Origin of the sequence: Methylobacterium sp. 190mf (genome assembly GCF_900107945.1) — a bacterium.
Lineage (GTDB): Bacteria > Pseudomonadota > Alphaproteobacteria > Rhizobiales > Beijerinckiaceae > Methylobacterium.
Genome location: NZ_FNVI01000028.1, coordinates 19,657 through 45,732 on the forward strand (window position 1 = coordinate 19,657; position 26,076 = coordinate 45,732).

At 71.5% G+C, this 26,076-nt stretch carries 29 protein-coding genes; 14 read left to right on the forward strand and 15 right to left on the reverse strand.

Going from position 1 to position 26,076, the window contains the following annotated elements; all coding sequences use genetic code 11:
- The first annotated feature begins 104 nt into the window (after window positions 1-104).
- Window positions 105-533, forward strand: a complete 429-nt coding sequence (locus tag C4T42_RS25980; protein WP_020090701.1) for a helix-turn-helix domain-containing protein — start codon at window positions 105-107, stop codon at window positions 531-533.
- 68 nt (window positions 534-601) lie between these two features.
- Here the strand turns inward: C4T42_RS25980 and C4T42_RS25985 are convergent, their stop codons facing one another.
- Window positions 602-1,621 (reverse strand): polyprenyl synthetase family protein, encoded by a 1,020-nt coding sequence (locus C4T42_RS25985; protein ID WP_091679233.1) that lies wholly within the window; start codon window positions 1,619-1,621, stop codon window positions 602-604.
- A gap of 168 nt (window positions 1,622-1,789) precedes the next feature.
- Between C4T42_RS25985 and C4T42_RS25990 the strand changes: the two genes are divergently transcribed.
- A complete protein-coding gene (locus C4T42_RS25990) occupies window positions 1,790-2,014 on the forward strand; it encodes a DUF2007 domain-containing protein (RefSeq protein WP_103986125.1) in 225 nt (74 codons plus the stop codon).
- Window positions 2,011-2,769, forward strand: coding sequence for a methyltransferase (locus tag C4T42_RS25995; RefSeq protein WP_103986126.1), 759 nt, complete (start codon window positions 2,011-2,013; stop codon window positions 2,767-2,769). Before C4T42_RS25990 ends, C4T42_RS25995 begins: the two co-directional genes overlap by 4 nt.
- Window positions 2,770-2,778: 9 nt before the next feature.
- Here the strand turns inward: C4T42_RS25995 and C4T42_RS26000 are convergent, their stop codons facing one another.
- On the reverse strand, window positions 2,779-3,090 hold the full coding sequence (locus tag C4T42_RS26000; protein ID WP_020090705.1) for a hypothetical protein: 312 nt from the start codon (window positions 3,088-3,090) through the stop codon (window positions 2,779-2,781).
- 32 nt (window positions 3,091-3,122) lie between these two features.
- Window positions 3,123-3,797 (reverse strand): hypothetical protein, encoded by a 675-nt coding sequence (locus C4T42_RS26005; RefSeq protein ID WP_020090706.1) that lies wholly within the window; start codon window positions 3,795-3,797, stop codon window positions 3,123-3,125.
- A gap of 405 nt (window positions 3,798-4,202) precedes the next feature.
- Here C4T42_RS26005 and C4T42_RS26010 point away from each other — a divergent pair, with 405 nt between their 5' ends.
- Genes C4T42_RS26010 through C4T42_RS26020 form a run of 3 tightly spaced genes read left to right on the forward strand, consistent with a single transcriptional unit; the run spans window position 4,203 to window position 5,765 of the window.
- A complete protein-coding gene (locus C4T42_RS26010) occupies window positions 4,203-5,000 on the forward strand; it encodes a heme ABC transporter permease (RefSeq protein ID WP_026604551.1) in 798 nt (265 codons plus the stop codon).
- Window positions 5,001-5,010: 10 nt separating this feature from the next.
- Entirely contained in the window at window positions 5,011-5,154 is a 144-nt protein-coding gene (gene ccmD, locus C4T42_RS26015) for a heme exporter protein CcmD (protein ID WP_020090708.1), read from the forward strand.
- Complete coding sequence (locus C4T42_RS26020; RefSeq protein WP_042674898.1) at window positions 5,151-5,765, forward strand: DsbE family thiol:disulfide interchange protein; 615 nt, start codon at window positions 5,151-5,153, stop codon at window positions 5,763-5,765. The genes ccmD and C4T42_RS26020 overlap by 4 nt, the downstream gene beginning before the upstream one ends.
- 3 nt (window positions 5,766-5,768) lie before the next feature.
- Here C4T42_RS26020 and C4T42_RS26025 read toward each other — a convergent pair whose 3' ends face one another.
- Entirely contained in the window at window positions 5,769-6,383 is a 615-nt protein-coding gene (locus C4T42_RS26025) for a septation protein A (protein WP_042674897.1), read from the reverse strand.
- Window positions 6,384-6,470: 87 nt separating this feature from the next.
- On the opposite strand from C4T42_RS26025, the gene C4T42_RS26030 reads away from it, so the two are divergent.
- Window positions 6,471-6,731: a type II toxin-antitoxin system VapB family antitoxin gene (locus tag C4T42_RS26030; protein WP_042674895.1), complete on the forward strand. Its 261-nt coding sequence runs from the start codon at window positions 6,471-6,473 to the stop codon at window positions 6,729-6,731.
- Window positions 6,728-7,114: a type II toxin-antitoxin system VapC family toxin gene (locus C4T42_RS26035; RefSeq protein ID WP_042674894.1), complete on the forward strand. Its 387-nt coding sequence runs from the start codon at window positions 6,728-6,730 to the stop codon at window positions 7,112-7,114. The genes C4T42_RS26030 and C4T42_RS26035 overlap by 4 nt, the downstream gene beginning before the upstream one ends.
- Here the strand turns inward: C4T42_RS26035 and ftsY are convergent.
- On the reverse strand, window positions 7,111-8,511 hold the full coding sequence (gene ftsY, locus C4T42_RS26040; protein ID WP_103986127.1) for a signal recognition particle-docking protein FtsY: 1,401 nt from the start codon (window positions 8,509-8,511) through the stop codon (window positions 7,111-7,113). The genes C4T42_RS26035 and ftsY overlap by 4 nt on opposite strands.
- A gap of 57 nt (window positions 8,512-8,568) precedes the next feature.
- On the opposite strand from ftsY, the gene C4T42_RS26045 reads away from it, so the two are divergent.
- Window positions 8,569-9,243, forward strand: coding sequence for an RluA family pseudouridine synthase (locus C4T42_RS26045; protein WP_091679246.1), 675 nt, complete (start codon window positions 8,569-8,571; stop codon window positions 9,241-9,243).
- Window positions 9,244-9,425: 182 nt separating this feature from the next.
- Here the strand turns inward: C4T42_RS26045 and mtaB are convergent, their stop codons facing one another.
- Window positions 9,426-10,652 carry a tRNA (N(6)-L-threonylcarbamoyladenosine(37)-C(2))-methylthiotransferase MtaB gene (gene mtaB / locus C4T42_RS26050; protein ID WP_103986128.1) on the reverse strand — a complete coding sequence of 409 codons (1,227 nt, stop codon included), beginning with the start codon at window positions 10,650-10,652 and terminating at the stop codon, window positions 9,426-9,428.
- Window positions 10,652-11,539: a diaminopimelate epimerase gene (dapF, locus tag C4T42_RS26055; protein WP_103986129.1), complete on the reverse strand. Its 888-nt coding sequence runs from the start codon at window positions 11,537-11,539 to the stop codon at window positions 10,652-10,654. Before dapF ends, mtaB begins: the two co-directional genes overlap by 1 nt.
- A gap of 195 nt (window positions 11,540-11,734) precedes the next feature.
- On the opposite strand from dapF, the gene C4T42_RS26060 reads away from it, so the two are divergent.
- The 5 genes from C4T42_RS26060 (at window position 11,735) to tam (ending at window position 16,086) form a co-directional block, all read left to right on the forward strand.
- The gene (locus C4T42_RS26060) at window positions 11,735-12,502 is read left to right on the forward strand and encodes a GyrI-like domain-containing protein (RefSeq protein ID WP_091679256.1); all 768 of its coding nucleotides are present in this window, start codon (window positions 11,735-11,737) and stop codon (window positions 12,500-12,502) included.
- A gap of 161 nt (window positions 12,503-12,663) precedes the next feature.
- Complete coding sequence (locus C4T42_RS26065; protein WP_103986130.1) at window positions 12,664-13,425, forward strand: Fe-S cluster assembly protein HesB; 762 nt, start codon at window positions 12,664-12,666, stop codon at window positions 13,423-13,425.
- A gap of 93 nt (window positions 13,426-13,518) precedes the next feature.
- Complete coding sequence (gene trpS / locus C4T42_RS26070) at window positions 13,519-14,583, forward strand: tryptophan--tRNA ligase (protein WP_103986131.1); 1,065 nt, start codon at window positions 13,519-13,521, stop codon at window positions 14,581-14,583.
- Window positions 14,580-15,281, forward strand: a complete 702-nt coding sequence (locus C4T42_RS26075) for a haloacid dehalogenase type II (RefSeq protein ID WP_103986132.1) — start codon at window positions 14,580-14,582, stop codon at window positions 15,279-15,281. The genes trpS and C4T42_RS26075 overlap by 4 nt, the downstream gene beginning before the upstream one ends.
- 22 nt (window positions 15,282-15,303) lie before the next feature.
- Window positions 15,304-16,086, forward strand: coding sequence for a trans-aconitate 2-methyltransferase (gene tam / locus C4T42_RS26080; protein WP_103986133.1), 783 nt, complete (start codon window positions 15,304-15,306; stop codon window positions 16,084-16,086).
- A gap of 21 nt (window positions 16,087-16,107) precedes the next feature.
- Here tam and C4T42_RS26085 read toward each other — a convergent pair whose 3' ends face one another.
- The 8 genes from C4T42_RS26085 to C4T42_RS26120 all read right to left on the reverse strand — a co-directional run bounded on the left by C4T42_RS26085 (window position 16,108) and on the right by C4T42_RS26120 (window position 26,048).
- Window positions 16,108-18,183 (reverse strand): methyl-accepting chemotaxis protein, encoded by a 2,076-nt coding sequence (locus C4T42_RS26085; RefSeq protein WP_103986134.1) that lies wholly within the window; start codon window positions 18,181-18,183, stop codon window positions 16,108-16,110.
- 222 nt (window positions 18,184-18,405) lie between these two features.
- Window positions 18,406-19,059 (reverse strand): pyridoxamine 5'-phosphate oxidase family protein, encoded by a 654-nt coding sequence (locus C4T42_RS26090; RefSeq protein ID WP_020090721.1) that lies wholly within the window; start codon window positions 19,057-19,059, stop codon window positions 18,406-18,408.
- Window positions 19,060-19,225: 166 nt separating this feature from the next.
- Window positions 19,226-20,245: a ketol-acid reductoisomerase gene (gene ilvC, locus C4T42_RS26095; protein WP_012322218.1), complete on the reverse strand. Its 1,020-nt coding sequence runs from the start codon at window positions 20,243-20,245 to the stop codon at window positions 19,226-19,228.
- Between the two features lie 12 nt (window positions 20,246-20,257).
- Window positions 20,258-20,914: a TetR/AcrR family transcriptional regulator C-terminal domain-containing protein gene (locus tag C4T42_RS26100; RefSeq protein ID WP_103986135.1), complete on the reverse strand. Its 657-nt coding sequence runs from the start codon at window positions 20,912-20,914 to the stop codon at window positions 20,258-20,260.
- Between the two features lie 83 nt (window positions 20,915-20,997).
- Complete coding sequence (locus C4T42_RS26105) at window positions 20,998-21,642, reverse strand: glutathione S-transferase N-terminal domain-containing protein (protein ID WP_103986136.1); 645 nt, start codon at window positions 21,640-21,642, stop codon at window positions 20,998-21,000.
- 124 nt (window positions 21,643-21,766) lie between these two features.
- The gene (gene ilvN, locus C4T42_RS26110) at window positions 21,767-22,309 is read right to left on the reverse strand and encodes an acetolactate synthase small subunit (RefSeq protein WP_020090724.1); all 543 of its coding nucleotides are present in this window, start codon (window positions 22,307-22,309) and stop codon (window positions 21,767-21,769) included.
- A gap of 82 nt (window positions 22,310-22,391) precedes the next feature.
- Window positions 22,392-24,167: an acetolactate synthase 3 large subunit gene (locus C4T42_RS26115; RefSeq protein WP_103986137.1), complete on the reverse strand. Its 1,776-nt coding sequence runs from the start codon at window positions 24,165-24,167 to the stop codon at window positions 22,392-22,394.
- A gap of 435 nt (window positions 24,168-24,602) precedes the next feature.
- Window positions 24,603-26,048: an amidase gene (locus C4T42_RS26120; protein WP_103986138.1), complete on the reverse strand. Its 1,446-nt coding sequence runs from the start codon at window positions 26,046-26,048 to the stop codon at window positions 24,603-24,605.
- Between the last annotated feature and the right edge of the window lie 28 nt (window positions 26,049-26,076).

Below are 26,076 nucleotides of genomic sequence, written 5' to 3' on the forward strand. Positions count from 1 at the left end.
TCGTGATCCGATATATTCGACAATGACTCGACCGTTGCAGCCGGGACAGGACTGCCGATACGACGCAGCATCGGCGGCTCGGACGATTCACCACGGAGGCGATCATGGAGGCCGATGCCCCCGGAACGGCGGCACTGTCGCGGGAGCAGTACGCGGCGCTGGCGGATTTCCGATTCCGTCTCCGCCGCTTCCTGGCGTTCAGCGAGGCCGCCGCGGCCCGGGCGGGGCTGCCGCCGCAGCAGCATCAGGCGCTGCTGACGCTCGCGGGCCACGTCGGGCGCGCGCCCGCCACGGTCGGCCTGCTGGCCGAGCAGCTGCTCATCGCCCCCCACAGCGCGGCCGAGCTGGTGTCCCGCATGGTCGAGGCCGGCCTGCTGACCAAGACCCGCGCCGTCGAGGACAGGCGTCGCAGCGAGCTGTCGCTGACGCCGCGCGCCGAGGCCCTGCTGCGGACCCTCACGGACGCGCATCTCGCGGAGCTGCGCGACCTCGCCCCCGCCCTCACCGAGGCCCTCGGGCCCGTGACGCGGTGAGGCCGACGCGCGCCGTCAAGCTGGCGGAGGTCGATGGCCGTCGACGCGGGAGCCGAGGGCGCCCGCCCTCAGCGCGCCCGCGCCACGCAGAACTCGACGGCCCCGAGGAGCGCCGCCTTGACGGGCCCGTCCGGGAAGATGTCGAGGGCGGCCCGGGCCTCGGCGCCGTAATGGTGGGCGCGGGCCACGGTCTCCTCCAGGGCGCCGTGGCGCTGCAGGAGGTCGAGGGCGGTCTCCAGGTCGGTCTCGCCGATCTCGCCCTGCTGCAGGGTGCGCCGCCAGAAGCCGCGCTCGCCCTCGCTGGCCCGGCGATAGGCCAGCACGATCGGCAGGGTGATCTTGCCCTCGCGGAAATCGTCGCCGACGTTCTTGCCGAGCTCCGCGGAGGTGCCGCCGTAGTCGAGCACGTCGTCGATCAGCTGGAAGGCGATGCCGAGATTCATCCCGTAGGACCGGGCGGCCGCCTGCTCGGCCTCGGGCCGGCCGGCGAGCACCGGCCCGACCTCGCAGGCGGCGGCGAACAGCTCGGCGGTCTTGCCGCGGATCACCGCGAGGTAGGCGGCCTCGTCGGTCTCCAGGTTCTTGGCGTTGGTGAGCTGCATCACCTCGCCCTCGGCGATCACCGTGGCGGCGGCCGAGAGGATGTCGAGCGCCTTGAGCGAGCCGACCTCCACCATCATCCGGAAGGCCTGGCCGAGCAGGAAGTCGCCGACCAGCACGGAGGCCTCGTTGCCCCACTTGATCCGGGCGGCGACGCGGCCGCGCCGCATGTCGCTCTCGTCGACCACGTCGTCGTGGAGGAGCGTGGCGGTGTGCATGAACTCGACGCTGGCGGCGAGCTTCACGTCGCCGTCGGCGGCGCCCGCGTAGCCGCAGAGCCGGGCGCAGGCCAGCGTCAGGATCGGGCGCAGGCGCTTGCCGCCGGAGGCGATCAGGTGGTTGGCGACCTCGGGGATCATCGCCACGTCCGATCCCGTCCGCGACAGGATCGTGGTGTTGACCCGCGCCATGCCGTCGGCCACCAGCGCGACGAGGTCGTTGAGCCCCGCCTCCGCCTCGGGCTTCGGATTCTCGATGGAGAGGGCCATACCCAAGATCCGTGACCTCCAGACCGGTCGCCCCGCAGGGGGCGGGCGATCCCTTCGCACGCGCCCCGCGGCGCCGCAACATCGTCGCCGGCCGGATATGGGGTGTCACCAGCGCGGATCTCACGCGACGAAACCGCCGATCCCCGCCCGTTCCGGAGCCGCGCCGCGATGATCGAGCTGATCCGGGCCAACGACGTCGTGCTGATCGGGTTCGCCCGCTCGGTCCTCGAGGCGGCCGAGATCCCGGTCCTCGTGGCCGACAGTCACATGAGCCTGATGGAGGGGTCGATCGGCGTCTTCGGTCAGCGCCTCCCCGTGCCGCGCGACCACGAGGCCCGGGCCCGCCGCCTGCTGACCGATGCCGGCATCGCCCACGAGCTGCGCCAGCCGTGACCGCCGAGGCCGACAGCGGCGCCGATCCCTTCCTCGGCGGCCGCCTGCGCCTGCACCAGCCGCTGCGGGGCGCGCACCGCGCCGGGACCGACGCGGTGCTGCTCGCCCGGCTGCTCGCGCCGCGGGCCGGGGACCGGCTCTGCGACGTCGGCGCCGGGACCGGCGCCGTCGGCCTCGCCTGCGCGGCCCTGGCGCCGGGGCTCCGGCCGACCCTGGTCGAGCGCGACCCGGCACTCGCCGATCTGTCCCGCGCCAACGCGGCCCTCAACGGCATCGACGCGCGGATCGTGGTCGCCGACGTGCTGGCCCCCGCGGCGGAACGCCGCGCCGCCGGTCTGCTGCCGGACAGTTTCGACGTCGTGCTCACCAACCCGCCGTTCTTCGCGGCCGGCGATCACCGCGCCTCGCCGCATCCGGGCCGCGCCGCCGCCCACACCTTCGCGGGCGGCGATCTCGACGCCTGGATCCGCGCCTGCACGGCGATCCTGCGGCCCGGCGGGCGCCTGGGCCTCATCCACCGGGCGGACGCCCTCCCGGCCTGCCTCGACGCGCTCCGGGGCCGCTACGGCGGGCTGGCGATCCGCCCGGTCCATCCCCGCGGCGACGTGCCCGCGATCCGCGTGCTGATCGCGGCGACCCGCGGCAGCCGCGCCTTGCTTAGCCTGCTGCCGCCCCTCGTCCTGCACAGCCCCGACGGCACCTTCACCGACGAGGCCGAGGCGCTCCATCGCGGCGCACCGCGGCCGGCGCCCTGATCGCCCGCGTCACGCCGCGAGGGCGGCGGGCTCGGCGTCGCGGATGCCGAGGAACCGCTCGACCTCCGGAAGGTCCGGGAAGGCGAGAAATTCCGGGCGCAGCGGCTCGGGCAGGCCCTCGAAGTTCAGGCCCGGGAACGTGTCGGGATGCGGGTAGAGCTGCCAGGCCGCGCCGGGCTCGACCGGGGGGAACAGGATCGCGACCTTCTCGGCGCCGAGGCGGACGATCCGCGTCGGGCTGTACGACAGCGTCTCGATGCTCCAGCCGTGGTGGGAATCCCGGCGGGCCTTCATGGTGCGGCGGCTCGTCGCGCGATGCATGGCGGTCTCCTTCGGTGGGGGTGGAAGCGGGATCAGGCGGCGCTGCGGCGTCCGGCGCGCTTCGGCCAGCCCAGCGCCACGAGGCGGGCCTTGGCGTAGTCGCGCACCTCGTCGCGGGTGCCGAGCGGCATCGTCGCCAGGACGGCCTGGGTGGCGCCGTCCAGCATCAGGTCGGTGACGGCGTTGATGGTCTCGGCCTCGTCGATGCGGCGCTTGAGGTCGCCCTCGGCCTCGGTCACCTCGTCGAAGGCGGGCGCCTCCTCGAAATCCTCGTCGACGGCCCGGACCGGGACCTGATGGGCCCGGAACTCGTCGGCCTCCTCCTCGGAGTAGACGAGGCCGTGCAGCTCGATGAGCTTGAGGATGACGCGGTCCTTCCCGCGCTTCTCGGCCATGGCGTAGACGTAGGCCGCCTGCTTGCCCGAGACGCGGTAGTTCACGTTGACCAGCGCCTCGCCCATGGACCACTCGACCCGCTCGGTCCCGGGCTTCGCGCCGGGCAGCCGGCCGGTCACCAGGATCACGGCCTCGTCGCGCTCGGCCCGGATGACGGTCGGCGGCCCGAACACGATGCCGGCCTGGGCGGCGATGCGCTCCAGGGTCTTGTGATAGATGACGGCGGTTCCCTGGACGCGCCAGACGTTGCCCCCGAAGGGCTCGCCGTAGCGGACGAGGATGTCGGCGATCTGCTTGTCGGCGGTTCGCATGGGGCGCTCGGTCCGTCAGGGTGAGGTCGCGTCGTCCACAGCTTTTATCGGGGACGCTCTTCCGTTCTCTTTTTGTTCACATCTATATGCGCAATCCGCCCGCGATGCGCAAGGCTCGGACGCGAAAATCTGCGGCCGCGGACGTGCGTCATCGTCGGACACGTGCGGGCGTGGCGCGGGTCCCCGCTCCCGTGCGGGAGAGCGCGTGCGTCGCGGATGTCTCAGGAAGACGGCTCGTTGTCGGCGCAGTCGTACAGCAGCTTTTCGGATCCGAAGGCCCAACAGGTTCCGGCCCGGCGCACGATGCCATTGCGGCACCCCCGCCGCCTGCGCCGCCGACCCGCATTGTTGCTGCACCGCACCCTAGGCTAGACCGCTTCCACGATGTCCGAGACAGCTGCCGCGATGACGCCTTCCCTCTGGACCCGCCTGTCGAACCCCAGCCACTTCATGCGGTGGTCGGGGGCGCTCGTGCCGTGGCTGACGGCCCTGTCCCTCGGCGTGCTGGCCCTGGGCCTGTACCAGACCTTCTTCGTGGTGCCGCCCGACTACCAGCAGGGCGAGACGGTGCGGATCATGTACATCCACGTCCCGGCGGCGTGGCTCGGCGTGTTCTTCTACGGCGCGATGAGCGTGTCGGCGATCGGAACCCTGGTCTGGCGCCACCCGCTGGCCGACGTCGCCCAGCGGGCGGCCGCGCCGATCGGGGCCGCCTTCACGCTGATCTGCCTCGTGACCGGCTCGCTGTGGGGCAAGCCCATGTGGGGTACCTACTGGGTCTGGGACGCGCGCCTGACCTCCATGCTGATCCTGCTGCTGATCTACTGCGGCATCATCGCCCTGTGGCGGACCCTGGAGGATCCGAACCGCGCCGCCCGCGCGGTCGCGATCCTGACGCTGGTCGGTGCCGTGAACCTGCCGATCATCAAGTTCTCGGTGAACTGGTGGTCGACCCTTCACCAGCCGGCCTCGATCCTGCGCATGGGCGGCTCCACCATCGATCCCTCGATGCTCCACCCGCTGCTGGTCATGATCGCCGCCGCGACCCTCGGCGGGACGACCCTGCACCTCTACGCGATGCGCACCGAGATCATGCGCCGCCGGGTGCGGACGCTGACGATCCGCGAGGCCGAGCGCCTCGACCGCGCCCAGCCGCGCCTCACCCCGACACCGGCCGCGATGCCGGTCGGGCAGCCGGTCTAGGAGGACCGCGATGGATCTCGGGTCTCACGGCGGCTTCATCCTGGCCGCCTACGCGTTCACGGCGGTGGTGATGGTCGCCCTCGTGGGCAACGCCCTGCGCGACCGACGGGCGCAGCGGCGCGCCCTCAGGGGCTTCGGCGAGGACCGGCGATGAGCGTGCCCCTCGACGACACCGCCGGCCGGACACCGCCGGTCCGCCGCTCGCTGCTGCTGATCCTGCCGGCGCTCGTCTTCGCGGCGCTCGCCGCCGTGCTGTTCCTGCGCCTGCGCTCCGGCGCCGACCCGGCCGCCCTCCCCTCCGCGATGATCGGCAAGCCGGTCCCGCGCTTCGACCTGCCCGCCGTGCCGGGGCTGACCGCCAACGGCGCACCCGTGCCCGGCCTGTCGAGCGCGGACCTCAAGGGCCAGATCACGGTGCTCAACGTCTTCGCCTCGTGGTGCGCGCCCTGCCAGGTGGAGCATCCGATGCTGATGCGGCTGGCGAAGGAGCCCGGCATCCGGCTCGTGGGGATCGACTACAAGGAGCCGAACCCCGAGGCCGGCCAGCGCTTCCTGACCCGGCACGGCGTGCCGTTCAGCGCGGTCGGGGCCGATGCCGGCGGCCGCGCGGCGATCGATTTCGGCGTCTACGGCGTGCCCGAGACCTTCATCATCGGGCCCGACGGCGTGATCCGCGACAAGCTGGTCGGCATCCTCACGCCGGAGAATTTTTCCAGCGTGCTCGCCCGCATCCGCGCCGCCGGGAAGGTGGCGGCGGCGCAGTAGGCATCACGCCTCCGGCTGCGCCTTCTTGCGCTCGTAGCGGGTGAGCAGCGGCGTCTGCGCGAGGGCGAACAGCACGGTGATCGGCATGATGCCGAACACCTTGAAGTTGACCCAGAAATCCTCCGTCTGGGTCCGCCAGACCAGCTCGTTGAGCGCCGCCAGCACGAAGAAGAACACGCCCCAGCGGAAGGTGAGCTTCCGCCAGCCCTCGTCGGTGAGGCTGAACATCGAGTCGAGCACCACCGACAGCAGCGAGCGCCCGAACACGAGGCCGCCGAGCAGCACGGTGCCGAACAGGGCGTTCACGATGGTCGGCTTGACCATGATGAAGGTCTTGTCCTGCAGCGCCAGGGTCAGGCCGCCGAACACCACCACCACCACGCCGGACACGAGCGGCATGATCGGCAGGCGGCGCACCATCACGTAGTGGATCGCCAGAGCCACCACGGTCGCCGCGATGAACACGCCCGTGGCCACGAACAGCTTCTGGTCCGGGGCGATGCCGAACTTCTCGGAATAGGCGTTGCCGAGGAAGAACAGCACCAGCGGCCCGAGTTCCAGGGCCAGCTTCACGAGCGGCGGCAGGTGGCGGTGCGGGGGGACGGATTCGATCTGCATACGCTCGGTTGGCTCGGCTGCGGCGCTCACGGTCGGCTGAGAGCGTCGGACGGGATTCGCCGGGGTGTGTGTAACGCGGAGCGGGCGATGTCCATCACGATCGAGAATGCCGAGATCGAGGCGCTCCTGGCCGACCTCGCGGAAACCACCCGGCGGCCGGCGCCGGATCTGCTGCTGGACCTGCTGCGGCGGGAGCGGGAGCGGATCAACGACGAGGCGGCGCGGCGCATCGCCGAAGGGCTGGCCGCCGATGAGGCGATGCGCCGTCGCCTCAACGCGAGCCCGCTCGTGGACGCGCGTCCGATCGACGAGATCCTCGCCTACGACGAACACGGTCTGCCAGTGTGATCGTCGTCGATTCTTCGGCCTTCTTGGCGATACGTTTCGATGAGCCGGAAGCCGACGATTTCTCCCGTGCCATTGCCCGCGCAGACGGGATCGCGATGGCGGCAGCGACCTACCTCGAGTGTGCGATCGTGGCGATGCGCGCGGCGGACGGTCGTGCGGCGCTCGACGCGTGGATCGGGGCGCGACGCATATCGGTCGTGCCGGTCAATTACGCGCTCGCGCAGATGGCCGCCGACGCTTTCGCCCGCTGCGGCAAGGGTCGGCACCCGGCCGGGCTGAACTTCGGCGACTGCTTCGCCTACGCGCTCGCCCGGTCGCTTAACGCGCCGCTCCTGTTCAAGGGCGAAGACTTCGCCCGCACCGACGTGCTGCGCGCCGCCTAATCCTTCTCCAGCCCGGCAATCGCCCGGGCGAAGTCGCGGGCTGCGAAGGGCTCCAGATCCTCCACGCCCTCGCCGACGCCGATGAAGTGCACCGGCAGGCCGAACTTCGCCGCCAGTGCCACCAGGATGCCGCCCCGGGCGGTGCCGTCGAGCTTGGTCATCACCAGGCCCGAGACCGGCGCGGCCTGCGAGAACAGCTCCACCTGGCTGAGCGCGTTCTGGCCGACCGTGGCGTCGAGGACGAGGAGCGTGGCGTGCGGCGCCTCCGGGTCCTGCTTGCGCAGGACGCGGACGATCTTCTCCAGCTCGGCCATCAAGCCGGCCTTGTTCTGGAGCCGGCCGGCGGTGTCGATCAGCAGCACGTCGGTGCCGGCGGCGCCCGCCTGCTTCAGGGCGTCGAAGGCGAGGCCCGCCGCATCCGCCCCCTGCGCGCCGCTCACCACCGGCGTGCCGGTGCGCGCACCCCAGACCTTGAGCTGGTCGATCGCCGCCGCGCGGAAGGTGTCGCCGGCCGCGAGCATCACGGTGCGCCCCTCCGCCCGCAGCTTCGAGGCGAGCTTTCCGAGCGTCGTGGTCTTGCCGGCGCCGTTCACGCCGACCGTCAGGATCACGAAGGGCTTCCGGGCGTCGTCGATCGTCAGCGGCACCGCCACGGGCTCCAGCGCGCGCTCGACCTCCGCGGCCAGGATCGCCCGGACCTCGTCGGGCGAGATGCCCTTCTCGTAGCGGCCCTTGCCGACGGCCTCCGAGACCCGCATCGCGGTCTCCAGGCCGAAATCGGCCTGAATCAGGGCGTCCTCCAGGTCCTCAAGGGTCGTGGCGTCGAGCTTGCGCTTGGTGAACAGGCCCGTGACCCGGTCGGACAGCGCCGACGAGGTCCGCTTCATCCCGGAGGTGAGGCGGCTCCACCAGCCCTTGGCCTCCGGCTCGCGGTCCGGCCCGGCGCCGGCGTCGTGCGCGAGGGCCGCGGCGCTGTCGACCGGCTGGATGTCGGGCTGGGAATCGGGTTTAATCTCGGGCTGCACGTCGGCAGCCGGCTCCACCACCGGCTCGCGGTTCATATCACCCGTATCGACCGGGTCGGCGCCGTGCGCGGGATCGTCACCGGCGGTGCCGGCCGGCGGACGCTCCGGCTCGCCCTCCACAGGCAGCAGATCCGCACCCTCGACCGCGTCCGGGACCGGCTCCCCGGTCTCCTCGGGCGGCAGCGGGACGTGGGTGACATCTTCCGCGGCGGTGGCGAAGTCCGGCTCCCCCTCGGAGGGCGAGGCCGCCCCGGCCGGAAGCTCGGCCTCGGGCTTGTCCTCGGCCTGATCCTCGGCTCTGTCCTCGGGCGCGGGCTGGCCTTTGCGCCCGAACAGGCGTCCGAACCAGCCGGGCTTCTCCTCGCTCGCCATGAAATCGCGTCCTCGCCCCACCTTGCCCCGCCGACACCGACCCTCTAGCCGATCCGGATGTCCAACGCCTTCGACATAGGCGCGCGCCTCCTCTACCGCGATGCCCTGCTGCTCGTCATCGACAAGCCGGCGGGTTTGCCGGTCCATCCGGGCCCCCGCGGCGGCGAGACGCTCACCGACCACCTCGACGCGCTCCGGTTCGGCCTGCCCCGCCGGCCGGAGGCCGCGCACCGGCTCGACCGCGACACCTCCGGCTGCCTCGCGCTGGGCCGCCACGCCAAGGCTCTGGCGCGGCTCGGGAAGCTCTTCTCCGGCAGCGCCGTCGACAAGACCTACTGGGCGATCGTGGCCGGCGGTCCCGCCGAGGAGGAAGGCAGCATCGACCTGGCGCTGGCCCGCCGCTCGGACGATCCGCGCTCGTGGTGGATGAAGGCCGACCCCGCGGGGGACCCGTCGCTGACGCACTGGCGGGTGCTCGGCCGCGCCGGCGGGCGGACCTGGCTGGAGCTGAAGCCGGTCACCGGCCGGACACACCAGCTCCGGGTCCACTGCGCCGCCTCCGGCTGGCCGATCCTGGGCGACGCGGTCTACGGCGGCGCGCCCCGCGGGAGCGCGCTGCACCTCCACGCGCGGGCGCTATCGATCCCGCTTTATCCTAAACGGGAGGCCATCACTGTGACGGCGCCGCCCCCACCGCACATCGCCGAAGCCGTGGCGACGATGGGCGCGTGAGCCTCGCATCATCGCGAGCGCAGCGAAGCGACCCAGGGCAGCGCGACATCGGGAGACCTGGCGCCGCTGGATTGCTTCGCTCCGCTCGCAAAGACGGCGGCGGGCACGATTGAACATGCGCCTGGACCGCATCCGTCCTTTCGGGGCCGGCACGGAGCGTCACAGGCCAGGAAGACCGGGCGCTAGGCGCCGATCAGCCGCGCCCCGTCGTGCCCCGCGATGGCGATGCTGAGGAACGTCCCGGGCGCCTCATCGGCCGCCAGCCGCACGGCCGTGAAATCCACACTCCGCCCGACGCCGCCTCGCTCGGCCAGGACCGTCAGGCGGCGCCCGACCTGCGCGTCGAGGTGCCGCCGCAGGGCACCCGCACCCGCCTCGCGCAGCCGCGTCGCCCGCGCACGGATCACGTCCGGCGCAACCGGCGGCATGCGCGCGGCCGGCGTGCCGGGACGTGGGGAATAGGGGAAGACGTGCAGGTGCGTCAGGCCGCATTCCGCCACGAGGTCGAGGGAGCGGGCGAACTGCGCCTCCGTCTCGGTCGGGAAGCCCGCGATCAGGTCGGCGCCGAGTACGATGTCGGGCCGCAGCCGCCGCACGGTCTCGCAGAATCGGATCGCGTCGGCGCGCAGGTGCCGGCGCTTCATGCGCTTGAGGATCAGGTCGTCGCCGGCCTGCAGCGACAGGTGGAGGTGCGGCATGAGCCGCTCCTCCTCGGCGATCGCCGCCAGCAGGGCGTCGTCGGCCTCGACGGAATCGATCGAGGAGAGGCGCAGGCGCGCGAGGTCGGGCACCGCCCGGAGGATCGCCCGCACGAGACCGCCGAGGGTCGGGGCCGGGCCGGCGAGGTCGCGGCCGTAGGCGGTGAGGTCGACGCCGGTCAGCACCACCTCGCGCCCGCCCCGGGCCACGAGGGTCTCGACCTGCGCGATCACGTCCGCCTCCGGCACCGAGCGGGAGACGCCCCGCCCGAACGGGATCACGCAGAAGGTGCAGCGATGGTCGCAGCCGTTCTGCACGGGCACGAAGGCGCGGGTGTGCCCGGCGACCGCCTCGACCCGCGTCGGCTCGGCCACCCGCGCCGCCATGACGGCGCCCGGACCGGTCGCGGCCGCAGACCAGCCCTCCGGCCGCAGCTTCTCGGCGTTGCCGACGAGGCGCGCCACCTCCGGCATGGCCGCGTAGGCCTCCGTCTCGACCTCGGCGCCGCAGCCGGTGACGACGATCTCGGCGCCGGGCCGCTCCCGGGCGATGCGCCGGATCGCCTTGCGGGCCTGCCGCCCGGCCTCGGCGGTCACCGCGCAGGTGTTCACCACCACCCGGTCGCGCCCGTCCGCAGCCGCGTGGGCCCGCAGGGCCTCGGACTCGACGGTGTTGAGGCGGCAGCCGAAGGTGAGGGTCTCGACCGCCATCAGGCCGCGCTGTCGAACAGCTCCGGCGCCAGGGTCCCCTCGGCGACGAGCGCGACCGGACCGGTCATCAGGACATGGTCGTCGGCGCGCCACTCGACGAACAGCTCGCCGCCCGGCAGCGCGACGCTGGCCTGCCGGCCGATCATCCGCAGGCGCGAGGCGGCCACCACGGTGGCGCAGGCGGCGGTGCCGCAGGCGAGCGTCAGCCCGGCCCCCCGCTCCCAGACGCGGAGCTTGATCGTCTCGCGGCCCGTCACCTGCGCCACCGAGATGTTGGCGCGCTCCGGGAACACCGGGTGGTTCTCCAGCATCGGGCCGATCCGGGCGAGGTCGAAGCTGTCCGGATCCTGCTCCACGAAGAACACCGCGTGCGGGTTGCCCATGTTCACGGCGCCCGGCGAGTGCAGGATCGGGTCGTCGATCGGGCCGATCTGCAGCTCGATCCGGCGGGTGTCGGGGAACGGCTCGGACAGGGGGATCTCGTCCCAGGCGAGCCGCGGCCGGCCCATATCGACCGTGAAGGCGCGTTCCGAGACGCGGCGCACTCCGAGCAGGCCGGCCTTGGTCTCCAGGGTGAGCCGGCCGCCCTCGGCCGGCCGCGCCATGGCCGGGTCGTCGAGCATCGCGTAGGCGACGCAGCGCGTGCCGTTGCCGCAGGCGCCCGATTCCGAACCGTCGGTGTTGTAGATGCGCATGAACGCGTCGGTGCCCGGGCTCACGGGATCGTGCAGGACCATCAGCTGATCGAAGGTCGAGCCGGGATCCTGGGCGATCGCCCGCGCCTCCTCGGGCCGGACTTTCGCCGCGGAGCCGCGCAGGTCCAGCACCACGATCGCGTTGCCGGCGCCGTGCATCTTCAGGAAGCGTCTGTGGGCGAGTGCGCTCATGCGGTCCCGCGGTTGGAGGAAGGCGCGGGCTATATCGCAAAAGCCGCCGCCCGGCGCGAGGGGTGCCACGGCGTGGCAGATGCGCCGCACCCGCGGCTCTCGTCCGCGGCGCCCTCGCGGGCCGTCCCGTTCGCCACTAGGTTACGCCGCGGGAGCCCGCGCGATCATCCGCGGGCCTCGACCGGAGCGCCCTACGTGATCCGCCTTCGTCCGCTCGTCGCCCTCTCGGCCGCCCTCGTGCTCGCGTCGGCCGGCCCGATCGCCGCCCAGCAGCAGCCCGCGCCACCGCCCTCCACGGCGCCCGCGCCGGCCCAGACGAACCCGCTGCCGACCACGACCGCGCCGAACCCGGTCGCCGACCCGGACAAGAGCGCGGCCCCGGCCCCGCAGCAATCGGTGGCGCCCCCGCCCGCGGGCCAGTCTGCGGCGGGAACGCCCCCGGCCACGAGCACGGGGACACCCGGCCGGCCCACGCTCATCGAGAAGGCCGGCGAGCCCGGCGACGTCGACGAGGTCACCCTCCCGGCCAAGCCCGCCGCGATCCTGTCCGGCAAGACCAAGTGGGAGGAGGCCGTGCCGAACCTGAAGCAGGCCTTCGCGCGGATCGAGGCCGACCTCGCCAAGCTCGGCGTCGCGCCGGCCGGCCGGCCGCTCGCGGTCTTCACCCGCACGGACGACGACGGCTTCGAGTTCGAGGCGATGGTCCCGGTGGCGGCCGCGCCGAGCCCGGCACCGGCCGAGACCGACGGCCTGCGCTTCGGCACGACGCCCTCCGGCAAGGCGCTGCGCTTCGCCCACAAGGGCTCCTACGAGTCGATCGACAGCACCTACGAGACGCTGACCGCCTACCTCGATGCCAAGGACATCGTCGTGCAGGACCGGTTCGTGGAGGAGTACGCCACCGACCTCAAGGACAGCACCGACGACAGTCTCGACGTGAACATCTACGCGCTGGTGAAGTAGGCGAGCGCGGGCCGGCGGCGGCGCCCTTCGGTCGCGACGACCGCCTCGGAATCGAGCGCGCCCTGCTCTCCGCTGGAAGCGCGCGGACCCGACGATGCGGACAGATCGCCGCTGCCCCGTACCGGCAGGAACAGGGGCGGCGGCTGGCGGATTCGCCCGACATGCCCGCCGCCGACCTCAGATCCGCGACCGTCCCGCGTTCACGCCGCAAGGCGGTCCCCGCCGTCGCGGATCCGGCGCTGGCCGAGAAGGCGCTCGCCGTCCACGCGCGGCTCTGCCCGGTCTACGGCTGCCCGATCCCGTACTTCCACAGCCTCGATCCGGTCAGCGAGCTCGTCTCGTCGCTCCTGTCGCACCGGACCCGCAATGCCGAATCCGGCCGGGCCTTCAAGGCGCTGCGGGCGCGCTTCCCCGACTGGGACGCGATGCTCGACGCGGACGTGCCGGAGATCGAGGCCGCCATCGCGGGCGTGACTTGGCCGGAGCTGAAGGCGCCGCGTATCCGCGACGTGCTCCGCGCCCTGCGCGACCGGCACGGCAGCCTCGACCTCGCCTTCCTGGCCGACATGGAGGTCGAGGCGGCGCGGGAATGGCTGCAGGCGATCCCGGGCATCGGGCCGAAGACCAGCGCGGCGGTCCTGTCCTTCTCCACCCTGCGGATGCCGGCCCTGCCGGTCGACAGCCACCATCACCGGGTCGCCCAACGCCTCGGGCTGATCGGCAGGCGGGTCGATGTCGGCCCGTCGCACCCGATCCTGCGAGCGCAGCTCCCCGCCGACTGGAGCGCGCAGGATCTCTACGACAATCACGAGATCCTGATGCTGCACGGTCAGAAGGTCTGCCACCATCACCGTCCGGCCTGCGGGCGCTGCGTCCTGGTCGACCTCTGCCCGAGCGCGAAGCTGCCGACGCGGGAGCCGTGAGCGCGTCCTTGACCGTTCCGGCCTACGGGTGCGAGTAACCGCGCGCCCGGACGGCGCGGAGCCCCGGTCTTATCTTGCTCAGGATCGGCGCCGATGGCCGCGTTCACCGAATTGGTCTTCTCGGGCGTCCAGCCCACCGGCAACCTGCACCTCGGCAACTATCTCGGGGCGGTGAAGCGCTTCGTGGAGATGCAGGACCGCGACGCGCAGTGCCTGTACTGCGTGGTCGACCTGCACGCGATCACCGTCTGGCAGGACCCGGAGGCCCTGCGCGGCCAGATCCGCGAGGTCACGGCCGCGTTCCTCGCCGCCGGCATCGATCCCAAGCGCTCGATCGTGTTCAACCAGAGCCAGGTGCCGCAGCACGCCGAGCTCGCCTGGGTGTTCAACTGCGTCGCCCGCCTCGGCTGGCTGAACCGCATGACCCAGTTCAAGGAGAAGGCCGGCAAGGATCGGGAGAACGCCTCGATCGGCCTCTACGACTATCCCGTGCTGATGGCGGCCGACATCCTGGCCTACCGGGCCACGCACGTGCCGGTCGGCGAGGACCAGAAGCAGCACCTGGAGCTGACTCGGGACATCGCACAGAAGTTCAACACCGATTTCTCGGGGTCGATCACGGCGCACGGCCACGGCGACGCGTTCTTCCCGATCACGGAGCCGCTGATCGGCGGCCCGGCCGCCCGGGTCATGTCGCTGCGCGACGGCACCAAGAAGATGTCGAAGTCGGATCCGTCGGACAACGCCCGCATCAACCTCACGGACGACGCGGACGCCATCGCGCAGAAGATCCGGAGAGCGAAGACCGACCCCGAGCCCCTGCCCTCCGAGGTGGCGGGCCTGAAGGAGCGGCCCGAGGCCGACAACCTCGTGGGGATCTACGCGGCGCTCGCCGGGATCACCCGCGAGGACGTGCTGCGCGATTTCGGCGGGGCGCAGTTCTCGACCTTCAAGCCGGCTCTGGCCGACCTCGCGGTGACGAGCCTCGCGCCGATCGCCGAGGAGATGCGCCGCCTCACCGCCGATCCGGGCCATATCGACGCCGTGCTGGCCGACGGCGGCGCCCGGGCCGAGACCATCGCGGCGCAGACCCTCGACGCGGTCAAGGACATCGTCGGCTTCGTCCGGCGCGGTCCCAGCCTGCAGGCGGTGCGGTGACCGTCCGGGCGCTGGTCTTCGACGTCTTCGGGACGCTGGTCGACTGGCGCTCCGGCGTCGCCCGCGAGGCGGCGCGGCTGCTCGCGCCCGTCGCGCCGGACCTCGATGCCGGCGCCTTCGCGGACGCGTGGCGGGCCCGCTACAACCCATCGATGGAGACGGTGCGCTCCGGCGCCCGACCCTACGTCGACCTCGACACGCTCCAGGCCGAGTCGCTGCCCGGCGTGCTGGCGCAGTTCGGCATCGCGGGCGTCTCCGAGGCCGTGCGGGGCGAGCTTGTCCAGGCATGGCACCGGCTCGACGCGTGGCCCGAGGTGCCGGACGCGCTGCGACGCCTGCGCGAGAAGCACCTCCTGGCACCGAACTCCAACGGGCATGTCCGGCTGATGGCCGACCTCGCCCGCCGCAACGGCCTGATCTTCGACGCGGTGCTCGGCGCCGGCTATTCCCACGACTACAAGCCGAAGCCGGCGCTCTACCGCGACGCGGTCGCGGCCTTCGGCTTCGCGGCCGGCGAGACCATGATGGTCGCCGCCCACTCGAACGATCTCGCGGCGGCCGCCAGCCACGGTCTCGCCACCGCCCACATCGCCCGCCCGCACGAGCACGGCCCGGCCGGCGGCGAGACCGCGCCGACGGTGCCGGTCACCCACGCGGCGCGGGATCTCGCGGATCTCGCCGACCGGCTCGGCTGTTGACGGATCGATACGGGAGGGTGTGATGGCCGACTGGAACCCCGCCCTCTACACCCGCTTCGAGGACGAGCGGACCCGCCCCGCCGCCGAACTTCTCGCCCGCGTGCCCATCGACGCACCGCGGCTCGCCGTCGATCTCGGCTGCGGGCCCGGCAACTCGACCGCGCTGATCGCGGCGCGCTTCCCCGACGCGGAGGTGATCGGCCTCGACACCTCGCCGGCCATGCTGGAGAGCGCCCGCGCCCGGCTCCCGGACCTTGCCTTCGCGCTGGCCGACGCCGCGACCTGGATACCGGACCGGGCGCCGGACCTGATCTACACCAACGCCGTCCTGCAATGGCTGCCGGACCACGCGAGCCTGCTGCCGCGGCTGTTCGGTCTGCTCGCCCCGGGCGGCGTGCTCGCCGTGCAGATGCCCGACAACCTCGCCGAGCCGACCCATCGCCTGATGCGCGCGGTCGCGGCGGACGGTCCCTGGGCAGCCGCGATCGGCGATCCGGCCGTGGCCGGCCGCCTCGGACGGATGCTGGAACCCGCCGCCTACTACGACCTGCTGGCGCCGCGCGCCGCCGAGGTCGATGTCTGGCGCACCGCCTACCACCACCGCATGGCGGACGCGGCCGCCATCGTGGACTGGGTCAGCGCGACCGGGCTCCGGCCGTTCCTCGACCCGCTGGATCCGGAGGAGCGGGCCGGCTTCCTGGCGGCCTACACCCGCGCGATCGACGCCGCCTACCCGCCGCGCAGCGACGGGCGGCGCCTGCTCGCCTTCCCGCGCGTGTTCATCGTCGCCCGCAAGGCGCCGTAGCGCGGGCCGGCACGGCGACCATCAGGCCGCGCGCACCGTTCCGAGGAAGCGGCCGACCTCCGCCCGGAGATGCGCGGATTGCCGCGACAGGTCCGCGGACGATTCCAGCACCTGACCGGCGGCAGAGCCGGTCATGTCGGCGGCTTCGGCCACGCGGGCGATGTTCGTCGTCACCTCGCCCGTGCCGGCGGCGGCCTGGGTCACGTTGCGGACGATTTCCTGGGTTGCCGTGCCCTGCTGCTCGACCGCGGCCGCGATCGTCGTGGCCGCCCCGCTGATCTCGTCGACGCGCGTCGTGATGCTGCCGATCGCCGAGGCCGCCTGCTCGGTCGAGGCCTGGACGCGGGCGATCTGGCCCGCGATCTCCTCGGTGGCCCGTGCGGTCTGCTCGGCCAGCGCCTTCACCTCGGCGGCCACGACCGCGAAGCCCCGGCCGGCCTCGCCGGCGCGGGCCGCCTCGATGGTGGCGTTCAGGGCCAGCAGGTTGGTCTGGCCGGCGATGCCGCTGATCAGCGCCACAACATCACCGATCTTCATCACCGCCGCGCTCAGATCCTCCACCAGCCGCACCGTGCGCCCGGCCTCGTCGGCCGCGGCCCGCGCGAGTTGCGCGGATCCCTGGACCTGACGCCCGATCTCCTGCACCGAGCTGCCGAGCTCCTCGGCCGCCGAGGCTGCGGCCCGGACGTTGGAGGCGGCCTCCTCGGCCCCGGCCGCGACGGTGGTCGACTGGCCGGCGGTCTCCGACGCCGTGGCGGCCAGCGCCCCGGCCGTGGCCTGCAGCGCGGTGGCCGCGTCCGTGACCGTCGCGACGATGCCGCCGATGGCCTGCTCGAAGCTGTTCGCCAAGTCCGCGGTCACCCGCTTGCGGTCCCGGTCGGCCGCCGCCTGAGCCTCTGCCCGCGTTCGCGCGTCGGCCTCCGCCTGCGCCCGCAGGCCGTCGCGCAGCTTCAGCACGGCACGCCCGACCAGTCCGACCTCGTCGCGGCGCCGCGCCTCGCGCACATCCGCCCCGTAATCGCCCGCGGCCATGTCGCCGATGGTCCGGCCGAGGCCGCGGATCGGCGCCCCGACGAGATGGTGCAGCGCGCCGAAGACGGCCGCGCACCCGATCAGCACGCAGAGGACCGAGATGCCGATCAGCGTCGCGCGCGCCCGATCGGCGGCGGCCGTGAGCGTCGCCACCGGCACCGCGACGACGATCGCCCAGCGGTCGGGCGTCTCGCCCGCCTGGATATGCTGCGCCATGTAGCGCCACGGCGCCCCGTCCGGGCCCGGCGCGTCGGTCACCACCACGGCTCCCGCCGCGATCGCCTGCCGGGCCGCGTCCGCCGCCGACGCGTCGAAGCCGTGCATCGGCTTCCCGGCCGCCGCGCCGGTCGGATGCGCGACGGTCGTTCCGTTCGCCGAGACCACGGCGAGGTAGCCGGTCCCGAACGGACTCACCGCCCCGAGGGCGGCGTTCAGGGACCCGAGATCGATGTCGACGCCGGCGGTGCCGCGATACGTGCCGTCCACGGTGATCGGTGCGCCGAACGACATCATGACGACGTCCTTCCCGGCCACCGGGTAGATGTAGGGTTCGATGGCGACCAAGCGGTTCAGCTGCTTCGGCCGGAGGTAATAGGTGCCGTCCGGCTCGGCCTCGTAGCCCGTGAGGACCTCGCGCTTGATCGTGCCGCTCCCGCGGTTCCAGTAAGGCATGAAGCGGCCGCTCGCGTCCGAGGAGGCCGTGCCGGCGAACGCGCGGTCGCGCCCGTCCAGGGCGTCCGGCTCCCAGCCCGTCCAGGTCGCGATCAGCTCGGGGTTGGCGCGCAGAAGCTCGCGCAGCAGCGCGTCGTAGATGTCCCGGTCCTGGATGCGGCCGGCGCGCAGGGCCGACGCGGAGGCCGCGATGCTCTCGGCAGTCTTGGCCGCTACCGCGAGGCGGAAGCGGACCTCGCGCGCCTCGTTCGACAGCGTCTCCGACTGTATCTCTGCGGCCTGATCATCGAAGGAAGCGTCGATTCGGCGGGCGAGAAAAGTCGTCCCACCCGCGAACACCGCAGCGATCAGGATGCTGCAGATCAATGCGACGCGCAGCGGGAGCGAAACCATGGTCTTAACGGTCCAAGCATAGATGCGATCGGCAAAATCTGCACGAAATTTATGGCTCGGCCCTCACATCGTCAAGAATTTTTTGACCACTAAACTATATAGCACAGAATTCTTGCTGAATTAATATTTGATACGGCAGATTTATACTCGGAAAAATCTAATTTGACGTAAATTGAGTTCCGCACCGGCCGCCCGGGACTGCGGGGCGGCCGGAATGGACGATCAGGCCTCGCCGCGGGCCATCAGCGCCTCGTACTCCGCGACTTCCAGCCGGCCCTCCTGGGCGACGCGGGCCTTGTCGGCATCGCTGATCACGTCGCCCGCGAGGTCGAGGCGCTTCCAGGCGGCGAGCGGGGTCTCGCGGCCGGGACGCGGCACGTACTTGTTCTGCTCGAGCTTCTGATACTTGTGGATGTAGCGCGGGCAGTTGATCCAGATCTTCGTCACCGCGACCTTCACCAGGTACTTGGCCTCGGTGTACGCGGCCAAGAGAGCGTCGTCGCGCAGCAGCGTCGCGTGGCCCTGGACGCGGATCCGGTGGGGCGTCTCGAAGTCGATGAACAGCAGGCCGACCTTGGCCTGCCCCTCGATGTTGCCCATCGAGTAGAACATGCCGTTGCCGTCGAAGCCCGGGAAGACGAGCGTCTTGTCGTCGAGCACCTTCACGAAGCCCGTGGGACCGCCCTTGTAGGAGACCGTCGGCATCCCGTCCGGGTCGACGGTCGAGAGGAAGAACATGTCGCGGGAGCCGATGAAGGCGGCCTCGTCCGGCTGGACGGTCTCGTGGACCCAGTCCTCGTCGAGACGCACGGCGAGCTTGGTGGTGCCGAACTCCTCCTGCAGCGCCCGGTGCGCGTCGGAATAGAGCGATGCCATGCGTGTCCTCTCCGCTTGCCGGTCCTCGTACGCGCGGGACCGCTGGCGGGCTTATGGCCGGGACACCCTGTGTCGGGCAACCCGGAACGCCAAGGGCCGGCCACGCCTCCGCGTGACCGGCCCCGCGCGTGCGCGGCCGGGCCGGGCCCGACCGCGCGGATGCGGATCAGTTGCGGGTCTTGTCGACCAGCGCCTTCTCGGAGATCCACGGCATCATGCCGCGGAGCTTGGCGCCGACCTCCTCGATCGGGTGGGCGGCGAGCTTGGCGCGGGTCGCCTTGAACGAGGTCTGGTTGACCTTGTTCTCCAGCATCCAGTTGCGGGTGAAGGTGCCCGACTGGATATCGTTCAGCACGCGCTTCATCTCGGCCTTGGTCTCGGGCGTGACGATGCGCGGGCCGGTGACGTACTCGCCGTACTCGGCCGTGTTGGAGATCGAGTAGTTCATGTTGGCGATGCCGCCCTCGTAGATGAGGTCGACGATCAGCTTCACCTCGTGGAGGCACTCGAAATAGGCCATCTCGGGGGCGTAGCCCGCCTCGACCAGGGTCTCGAAGCCGGCCTTGATCAGCTCGACGAGGCCGCCGCAGAGCACGGCCTGCTCGCCGAACAAGTCGGTCTCGCACTCCTCCTTGAAGGTCGTCTCGATGATGCCGGCGCGGCCGCCGCCGTTGGCCGAGGCGTAGGACAGGCCGAGGTCATGGGCATTGCCCGAGGCGTCCTGCGCGATGGCGATCAGGGTCGGCACGCCGCCGCCGCGGAGGTACTCGGAGCGCACGGTGTGGCCCGGGCCCTTCGGGGCGACCATCAGAACGTCGAGATCCTTGCGCGGCTCGATCAGGTTGAAGTGGACGTTGAGGCCGTGGGCGAACAGGAGCGCGGCGCCCTGCTTCATGTTGCCCTCGAGGGACTCGCGGTAGATGTCGCCCTGCAGCTCGTCGGGGGTGAGCATCATCACCACGTCGGCCCACTTGGCGGCCTCGGCGACCGACAGAACCTTGAAGCCCTCGTGCTCGGCCTTCTTGGCGGTGGCAGAGCCCTCGCGCAGCGCGATGACGATGTCCTTCACGCCGGAATCGCGCAGGTTGAGCGCGTGGGCGTGGCCCTGGCTGCCGTAGCCGACGATGGCGACCTTCTTGCCCTTGATCAGGTTCAGGTCGGCGTCGCGATCGTAATACACCCGCATGTCTGTCTCCTCTTAAGCTTGGTGTTTCGGGTCGGTTCTGGCCCGGCCGTAGAGGGCCAGGAACTGCTCGACGGCGCGGCCCGCATCGCGCCGGATCTCGGCCCCGTCGAGGTCGAGGGTCTCGCCGAGCAGAAGTCGGATCTGGATATCCCGGCCGACGAGGCCGAAGAAGGTGCGGAAGGCGGCCTCGCTGTCGGCGAAGGTCAGCAGGCCGGCGACGCGCCCCGCCTCTAGCACGGGCTTCACCCGCTCGCCGATCGCGAAGCGCCCGTTCGCCAGGACGATGCCGCCGAGATTACTCTTGCGCGAGCCCGCATGCGCGATGGCGATGCGGTTCAGCGCCACCGAGGTCGGGCCGGTGATGACCTCAAGCCACGTCACGGCGAAGTCCTGCAGGCGCTCCCGCAGGGTCGCGCCGTCGAGCACCTGAGCGCTGTCGTGCCCGGCATGGACCCGGGAGGCCTGCCAGCGCACCGTCGCGGTCAGCAACCCGTCCCGGTCGCCGAACCACTTGTAGAGCGTCTCCTTCGAGCAGCTCGCCCGGCGCGCGACGGCGTCCATGGTGAGCTGCTCGCCGTCCTCCACCATGAGGCCGAGCACGGCGTCCAGCACCGCCTGCTGGCGTGCCGACGGCTCTTCCCGCTCTGCTGTCGCGCTGGCCTGCATCATCTCGAATGGCGTACCGTACCGTACGGTACGCGCTTTAGGCCGATTCGTAGGGCGCGGCAAGGGGGTGCCGTGCCCGCACCTCGCTAGCGGGGGAGCGGCAGCCCTTCGCGGGCGAAGACGGCCTGGACAGCCGGGCGCTCGGCGACCCGGCGCGCATGGGCGGTCCAGGCCGGGAAGCGCCCGGCCATGTCGAACCGGAGCACCGGGCCGTTGGCCCAGAACCAGAAGACCGTCAGGTAGGCGTCGACGACGCTGAACCGGTCGCCCACCGCCCAGCCGCCGTGCGACAGGCGCACCTCGGTCATGGTGGCGAGGTCCGCGTAGGTGTTGGCCGCCTTCGCCTTGATGCCCTCGAAGGCGCTCTCGTCCTCGGTGTAGCGCTCGGGCCGGCGGACATGGGCGTAGGTCACGTGGTGGTTGCAGGCGAGCCAGCCGAGCCACTCGTCGGCGGCGGCCTGCTCGCGGAGATCCGTGGGCCAGAGCCCCTTCTCCGGCACCTGACGGGCGACGTGGCGCATGATGGCCGCGCACTCGGTGAGCACCCAGCCGTCCTCGGTCAGCGCCGGCACGCGGCCGCGATCGTTGATCGCGAGGTATTCCGGCCGGCGCTGGTCGCCCGCGGCGAGATCGAGCTTGAAGCCCTCGTAGGGCAGCCCGGATTCCTCCAGGATGATATGCGCGGCGAGCGAGCAGGCGCCGGGGGCGTAGTAGAGGGTGCGGGCGGTCATGGGGGGTCCTTGATCGACGAACACGGGCGCGGCGTTTTCAGCGACAACGGCCAGCCGGCTGTCGCCTTCAGAGCCGGTAACGTCTTCCGGCTCCCCGAGCACCGACTGGCCGCGCGCCAGAAGCTCAGAGCGGCTCCGCCCCGCGCCCCATGGCGGAGATGCCCGTCCGGCAGATCTCCACCAGCCCGATCACGCTCATCAGGCGCACGAACCGGTCGACATCCTCGGTGGCGCCGGTCAGCTCGAACACGAAGGAGTTGAGCGTGGCGTCCAGCGTCTTGGCGCCGAAGGCGGCGGCCAGCCGCAGGGCCTCGCTGCGGTGCTCGCCCTCGCCCTTCACCTTCACGAGGCAGATCTCGCGCTCGATGGCGTTGCCCTGGAGCGTGAGGTCCACGACCCGGTGCACCGGCACGAGGCGGTCGAGTTGCGCCTTGATCTGCTCGATCACGGCGTTCGTCCCGGTGGTCACGATGGTGATGCGCGAGATGTGGCGCGCCTCCTCGGTCTCGGAGACGGTCAGACTCTCGATGTTGTAGCCGCGGCCGGAGAACAGGCCCGAGATGCGGGCGAGCACGCCGGGCTCGTTGTCGACGATCACCGCCAGCGTGTGCCGGTTCACCGGCTCGACGCGGACGGCATCGGGGTAGTGGGTGTTCATCGCGTTCATCGCCGGCCTCGTCCTCGTCGTTCGACCCATCGCCGCCGCAGCGGCGGATCGCGGCCCGGCGGTGACGCCGGGCCGCCCGCCCTCACACCAGCATCTTGCCTTCCTCGGAGATCACGTCGCCGAGCTCGACGCCGGTCTCGCCGAGGTAATCGGACAGGAGCATCTCGTTGTGCGCCTTGCCCGACGGGATCATCGGGAAGCAGTTCTCGGTCTTGTCGACGATGCAGTCGAAGATCACCGGGCCGTCATGGGCGAGCATCTCCGCGATGGCGCCGTCGAGGTCGCCAGGCTTCTCGCAGCGCATGCCCTTGGCACCGTAGGCCTCCGCGAGCTTCACGAAGTCCGGCAGGCTCTCCGAGTAGCTCTGCGAGTAGCGCGAGCCGTGCAGCAGCTCCTGCCACTGGCGGACCATGCCCATGTACTCGTTGTTCAGGATGAACACCTTGATCGGCAGGCGGTACTGCACCGCCGTCGACATCTCCTGCATGTTCATCAGGATCGAGGCCTCGCCCGCGATGTCGATCACGAGCCCGTCCGGGTGCGCGAGCTGGGTGCCGATCGCCGCCGGCAGGCCGTAGCCCATCGTGCCGAGGCCGCCCGACGTCATCCAGCGGTTCGGCTCGTCGTACTTGAAGTACTGGGCGGCCCACATCTGGTGCTGACCGACCTCGGTGGTGATGTAGGTCTCGCGGTCCTTGCAGGCCTCGTAGAGGCGCTGCACGGCGTATTGCGGCTTGATGATCGTGCCCGACGGCCAGTAGGCGAGGCAGTCCCGCGCCTTCCAGGCGCTGATCTTCTGGAACCACGGATCGAGGTTCGACGTGTCGGGCCGCGACGGCAGGGCGCGCCACGCCTCCAGCATGTCGGCGAGCACCGAGGCGCAGTCGCCGACGATCCCGACATCGACCTTCACGACCTTGTTGATCGAGGAGGCGTCGACGTCGATGTGGATCTTCTTGGAGAAGGGCGAGAACGCGTCGAGGCGGCCGGTGATCCGGTCATCGAACCGCGCGCCGACGCAGATCATCACGTCGCACTCGTGCATCGCGAGGTTGGCCTCGTAGGTCCCGTGCATGCCGAGCATGCCCAGGAACTTCTCGTCCGTGCCCGGATAGGCGCCGAGCCCCATCAGGGTCGAGGTGATCGGGAAGCCGGTCTCGCGGACGAGCTCGCGCAGCAGCCGCGAGGCCTCCGGGCCCGAGTTGATCACGCCGCCGCCGGTGTAGAAGACCGGCCGCCGTGCGGTCGCCATCAGCTCGACGGCCGCGCGGATCCGGTCGGCGTCGCCCTTCACTGCCGGGCGGTAGGTCTTGTGGCTCGCGATCTCCGGACGCTCGTAGAGGCCGGAGGCGAACTGGATGTCCTTGGGCAGATCGACGACGACCGGGCCCGGCCGGCCGTTCGCCGCGACGTAGAACGCCTCGTGCAGGATGCGCGGCAGGTCGTCGATCGATTTGACCAGGTAATTGTGCTTCGTGCAGTGGCGCGTGATGCCGACCGTGTCGCATTCCTGGAACGCGTCGGTGCCGATCAGGTGCGTCGGAACCTGGCCGGTGATGCAGACCAGCGGGATCGAATCCAGCATCGCGTCGGTGAGCCCGGTGACGATGTTGGTCGCGCCGGGGCCCGAGGTGACGAGGACGCAGCCGACCTTGCCGGACGAGCGGGCGTAGCCCTCCGCGGCGTGGACGGCGCCCTGCTCGTGGCGGACGAGGATGTGCTTGACGGCGTTCTGGTGGAAGAGCGCGTCGTAGATCGGAAGTACGGCGCCGCCCGGGTACCCGAACAGCGTGTCGACACCCTGATCCTGGAAGGCCCGGATGACCATCTCGGCCCCGGTCATGACCTCGCCGCCCATGCTCGTCTCCTCGCGCTCTCCGAGGCCACCGCGATCCCATGATCGCCGCCCTGCCCCGTCCTCTCTCCCGGCACCCCCGTCACGCGGGGCGGTCTCCGCCTCGCCCGAAGGTGCCTCTCGCCTCGGTCACCCGTCTGCGCCGATCCCATGCCGCCCTGGAGCGGGCAACAAAAAAGGGCCCCGAGGGACCCTGCATGCGCCACCGCTCGGATCGCGACCCTCCTTCAGGGCCGCCCCGTCGGTGACGCTACCGCTACAATAAGGACCGTCGTCATCGGAAACCCGAAACTGCCCCGCGGCGGCCCCATGATCCGGAACTGGCTCATAGTCGGCGCGCGAAGTGTCGGGCCTCTTAGCGGAGAGCGCGGAGCCGGTCAACGCGTCCGTGCGTGCAATCGCGTTGGTTCCGCGCCGGTTGAGTGCCGGAGCCGCGGCTCACTGCAGCGGCGGCGGGTAGCGGCGCACCCAGCCGCTCGCCGCGTCGTAGGCGGCGCCGAGCTGCAGGCAGGCGAGCTCGCCGTGGTTCGGACCGACGATCTGGATGCCAGTGGGCAGACCGGCCTCGCCGAAGCCCGCCGGCACGGCGAGCGACGGGAGGCCCGACATCGTCGCGGGGATCGTGATCTGCATCCAGCGGTGGTAGGTGTCCATCGCCCGTCCGCCCACCGTCTCGGGCCAGCGCAGGCCCTTGTCGAACGGGAAGACCTGGGCGCTGGGCATGACCACGTAGTCGTAGGTCTTCATGAAGCGGCGCAGGGTCTCGTACCAGCGGGTGCGGCCCTCCAGCGCCGCGATGATCCGGTCGGCGCCGAGCGCCAGCCCCCGCTCGACCTCCCAGGCCGCCTCCGGCTTCAGCAGGACCCGGTGGCGGAGCTCGTCGTAGAACGGGCGGAGGTTCGCCGCGACGGTGAAGGCCCGCAGCACCAGCCAGTCCTGCCAGAGGGTCTCCATGTCGTAGCGCGGCATCGCCTCCTCGACGGTGCAGCCGATCTCCGCGAGGGTGGCGAGCGCCGAACGCCCGACGTCGAGCACGCCGGGATCGAACGGGATCTGGCCGCCGCAATCCCCGAGCCACGCGATCCGGGTCCCGCGGAAATCGCGGGCGAGCGGGCTCGCGAAGGCGGACGGGTCCTGCCGAATGGCGTTCGGGCAGCGCGGGTCGTAGCCCGCCAGCACCGAGAGCATCAGGCCGATATCGCCGGGCGTGCGCCCGATCGCCCCGAGCACGCCGAGGTTCGGGCTGAACACGTCCTTGGCCTCGGCGGGGATCCGGCCCCAGCTCGGGCGCAGGCCGTAGCAGTTGTTGAAGGCCGGCGGGTTGCGCAGGGAGCCGGCATGGTCGCTGCCGTCGGCGACCGGCTGCATCCGCAAGGCGACTGCGACCGCGGCGCCGCCGCTCGAGCCGCCCCCGGTCTTGGCCGGATCGTAGGCGTTGCCGGTGGCGCCGTAGACCGGGTTGAAGCTGTGCGAGCCCAGGCCGAACTCGGGGATGTTGGTCTTGCCGATGAAGATCGCCCCGGCGGCGCGCAGGCGCGTCACCATGATCGAGTCGGTGTCGGCGACCCGGTCGGCGAAGATCGGGGAGCCCTGCGTGAACCGCAGGCCGCGGACTGGGTCGAGATCCTTCACGGCCAGCGGGAAGCCGTGCAGCGGCCCGACGGCGTCCCCCCGCGCCAGCGCGGCGTCGGCGGCCTCGGCCTCCCGCAGGAGCGCGGCATCGTCGGCGAGGCCCACGAGGGCGTTCACCTGCGGGTTGATCCGATGGATCCGCTCCAGATAGGCGCGCATCACCTCCACGCAGGAGATCACTCGGCCATGGATGGCGGCGGCGAGGTCCACGGCGCCGAGCGCCGTGATGCCATCCTGTCGCGCGTCCTGCATCTTGCCCTCCCCCGGATCGACGGAAGAT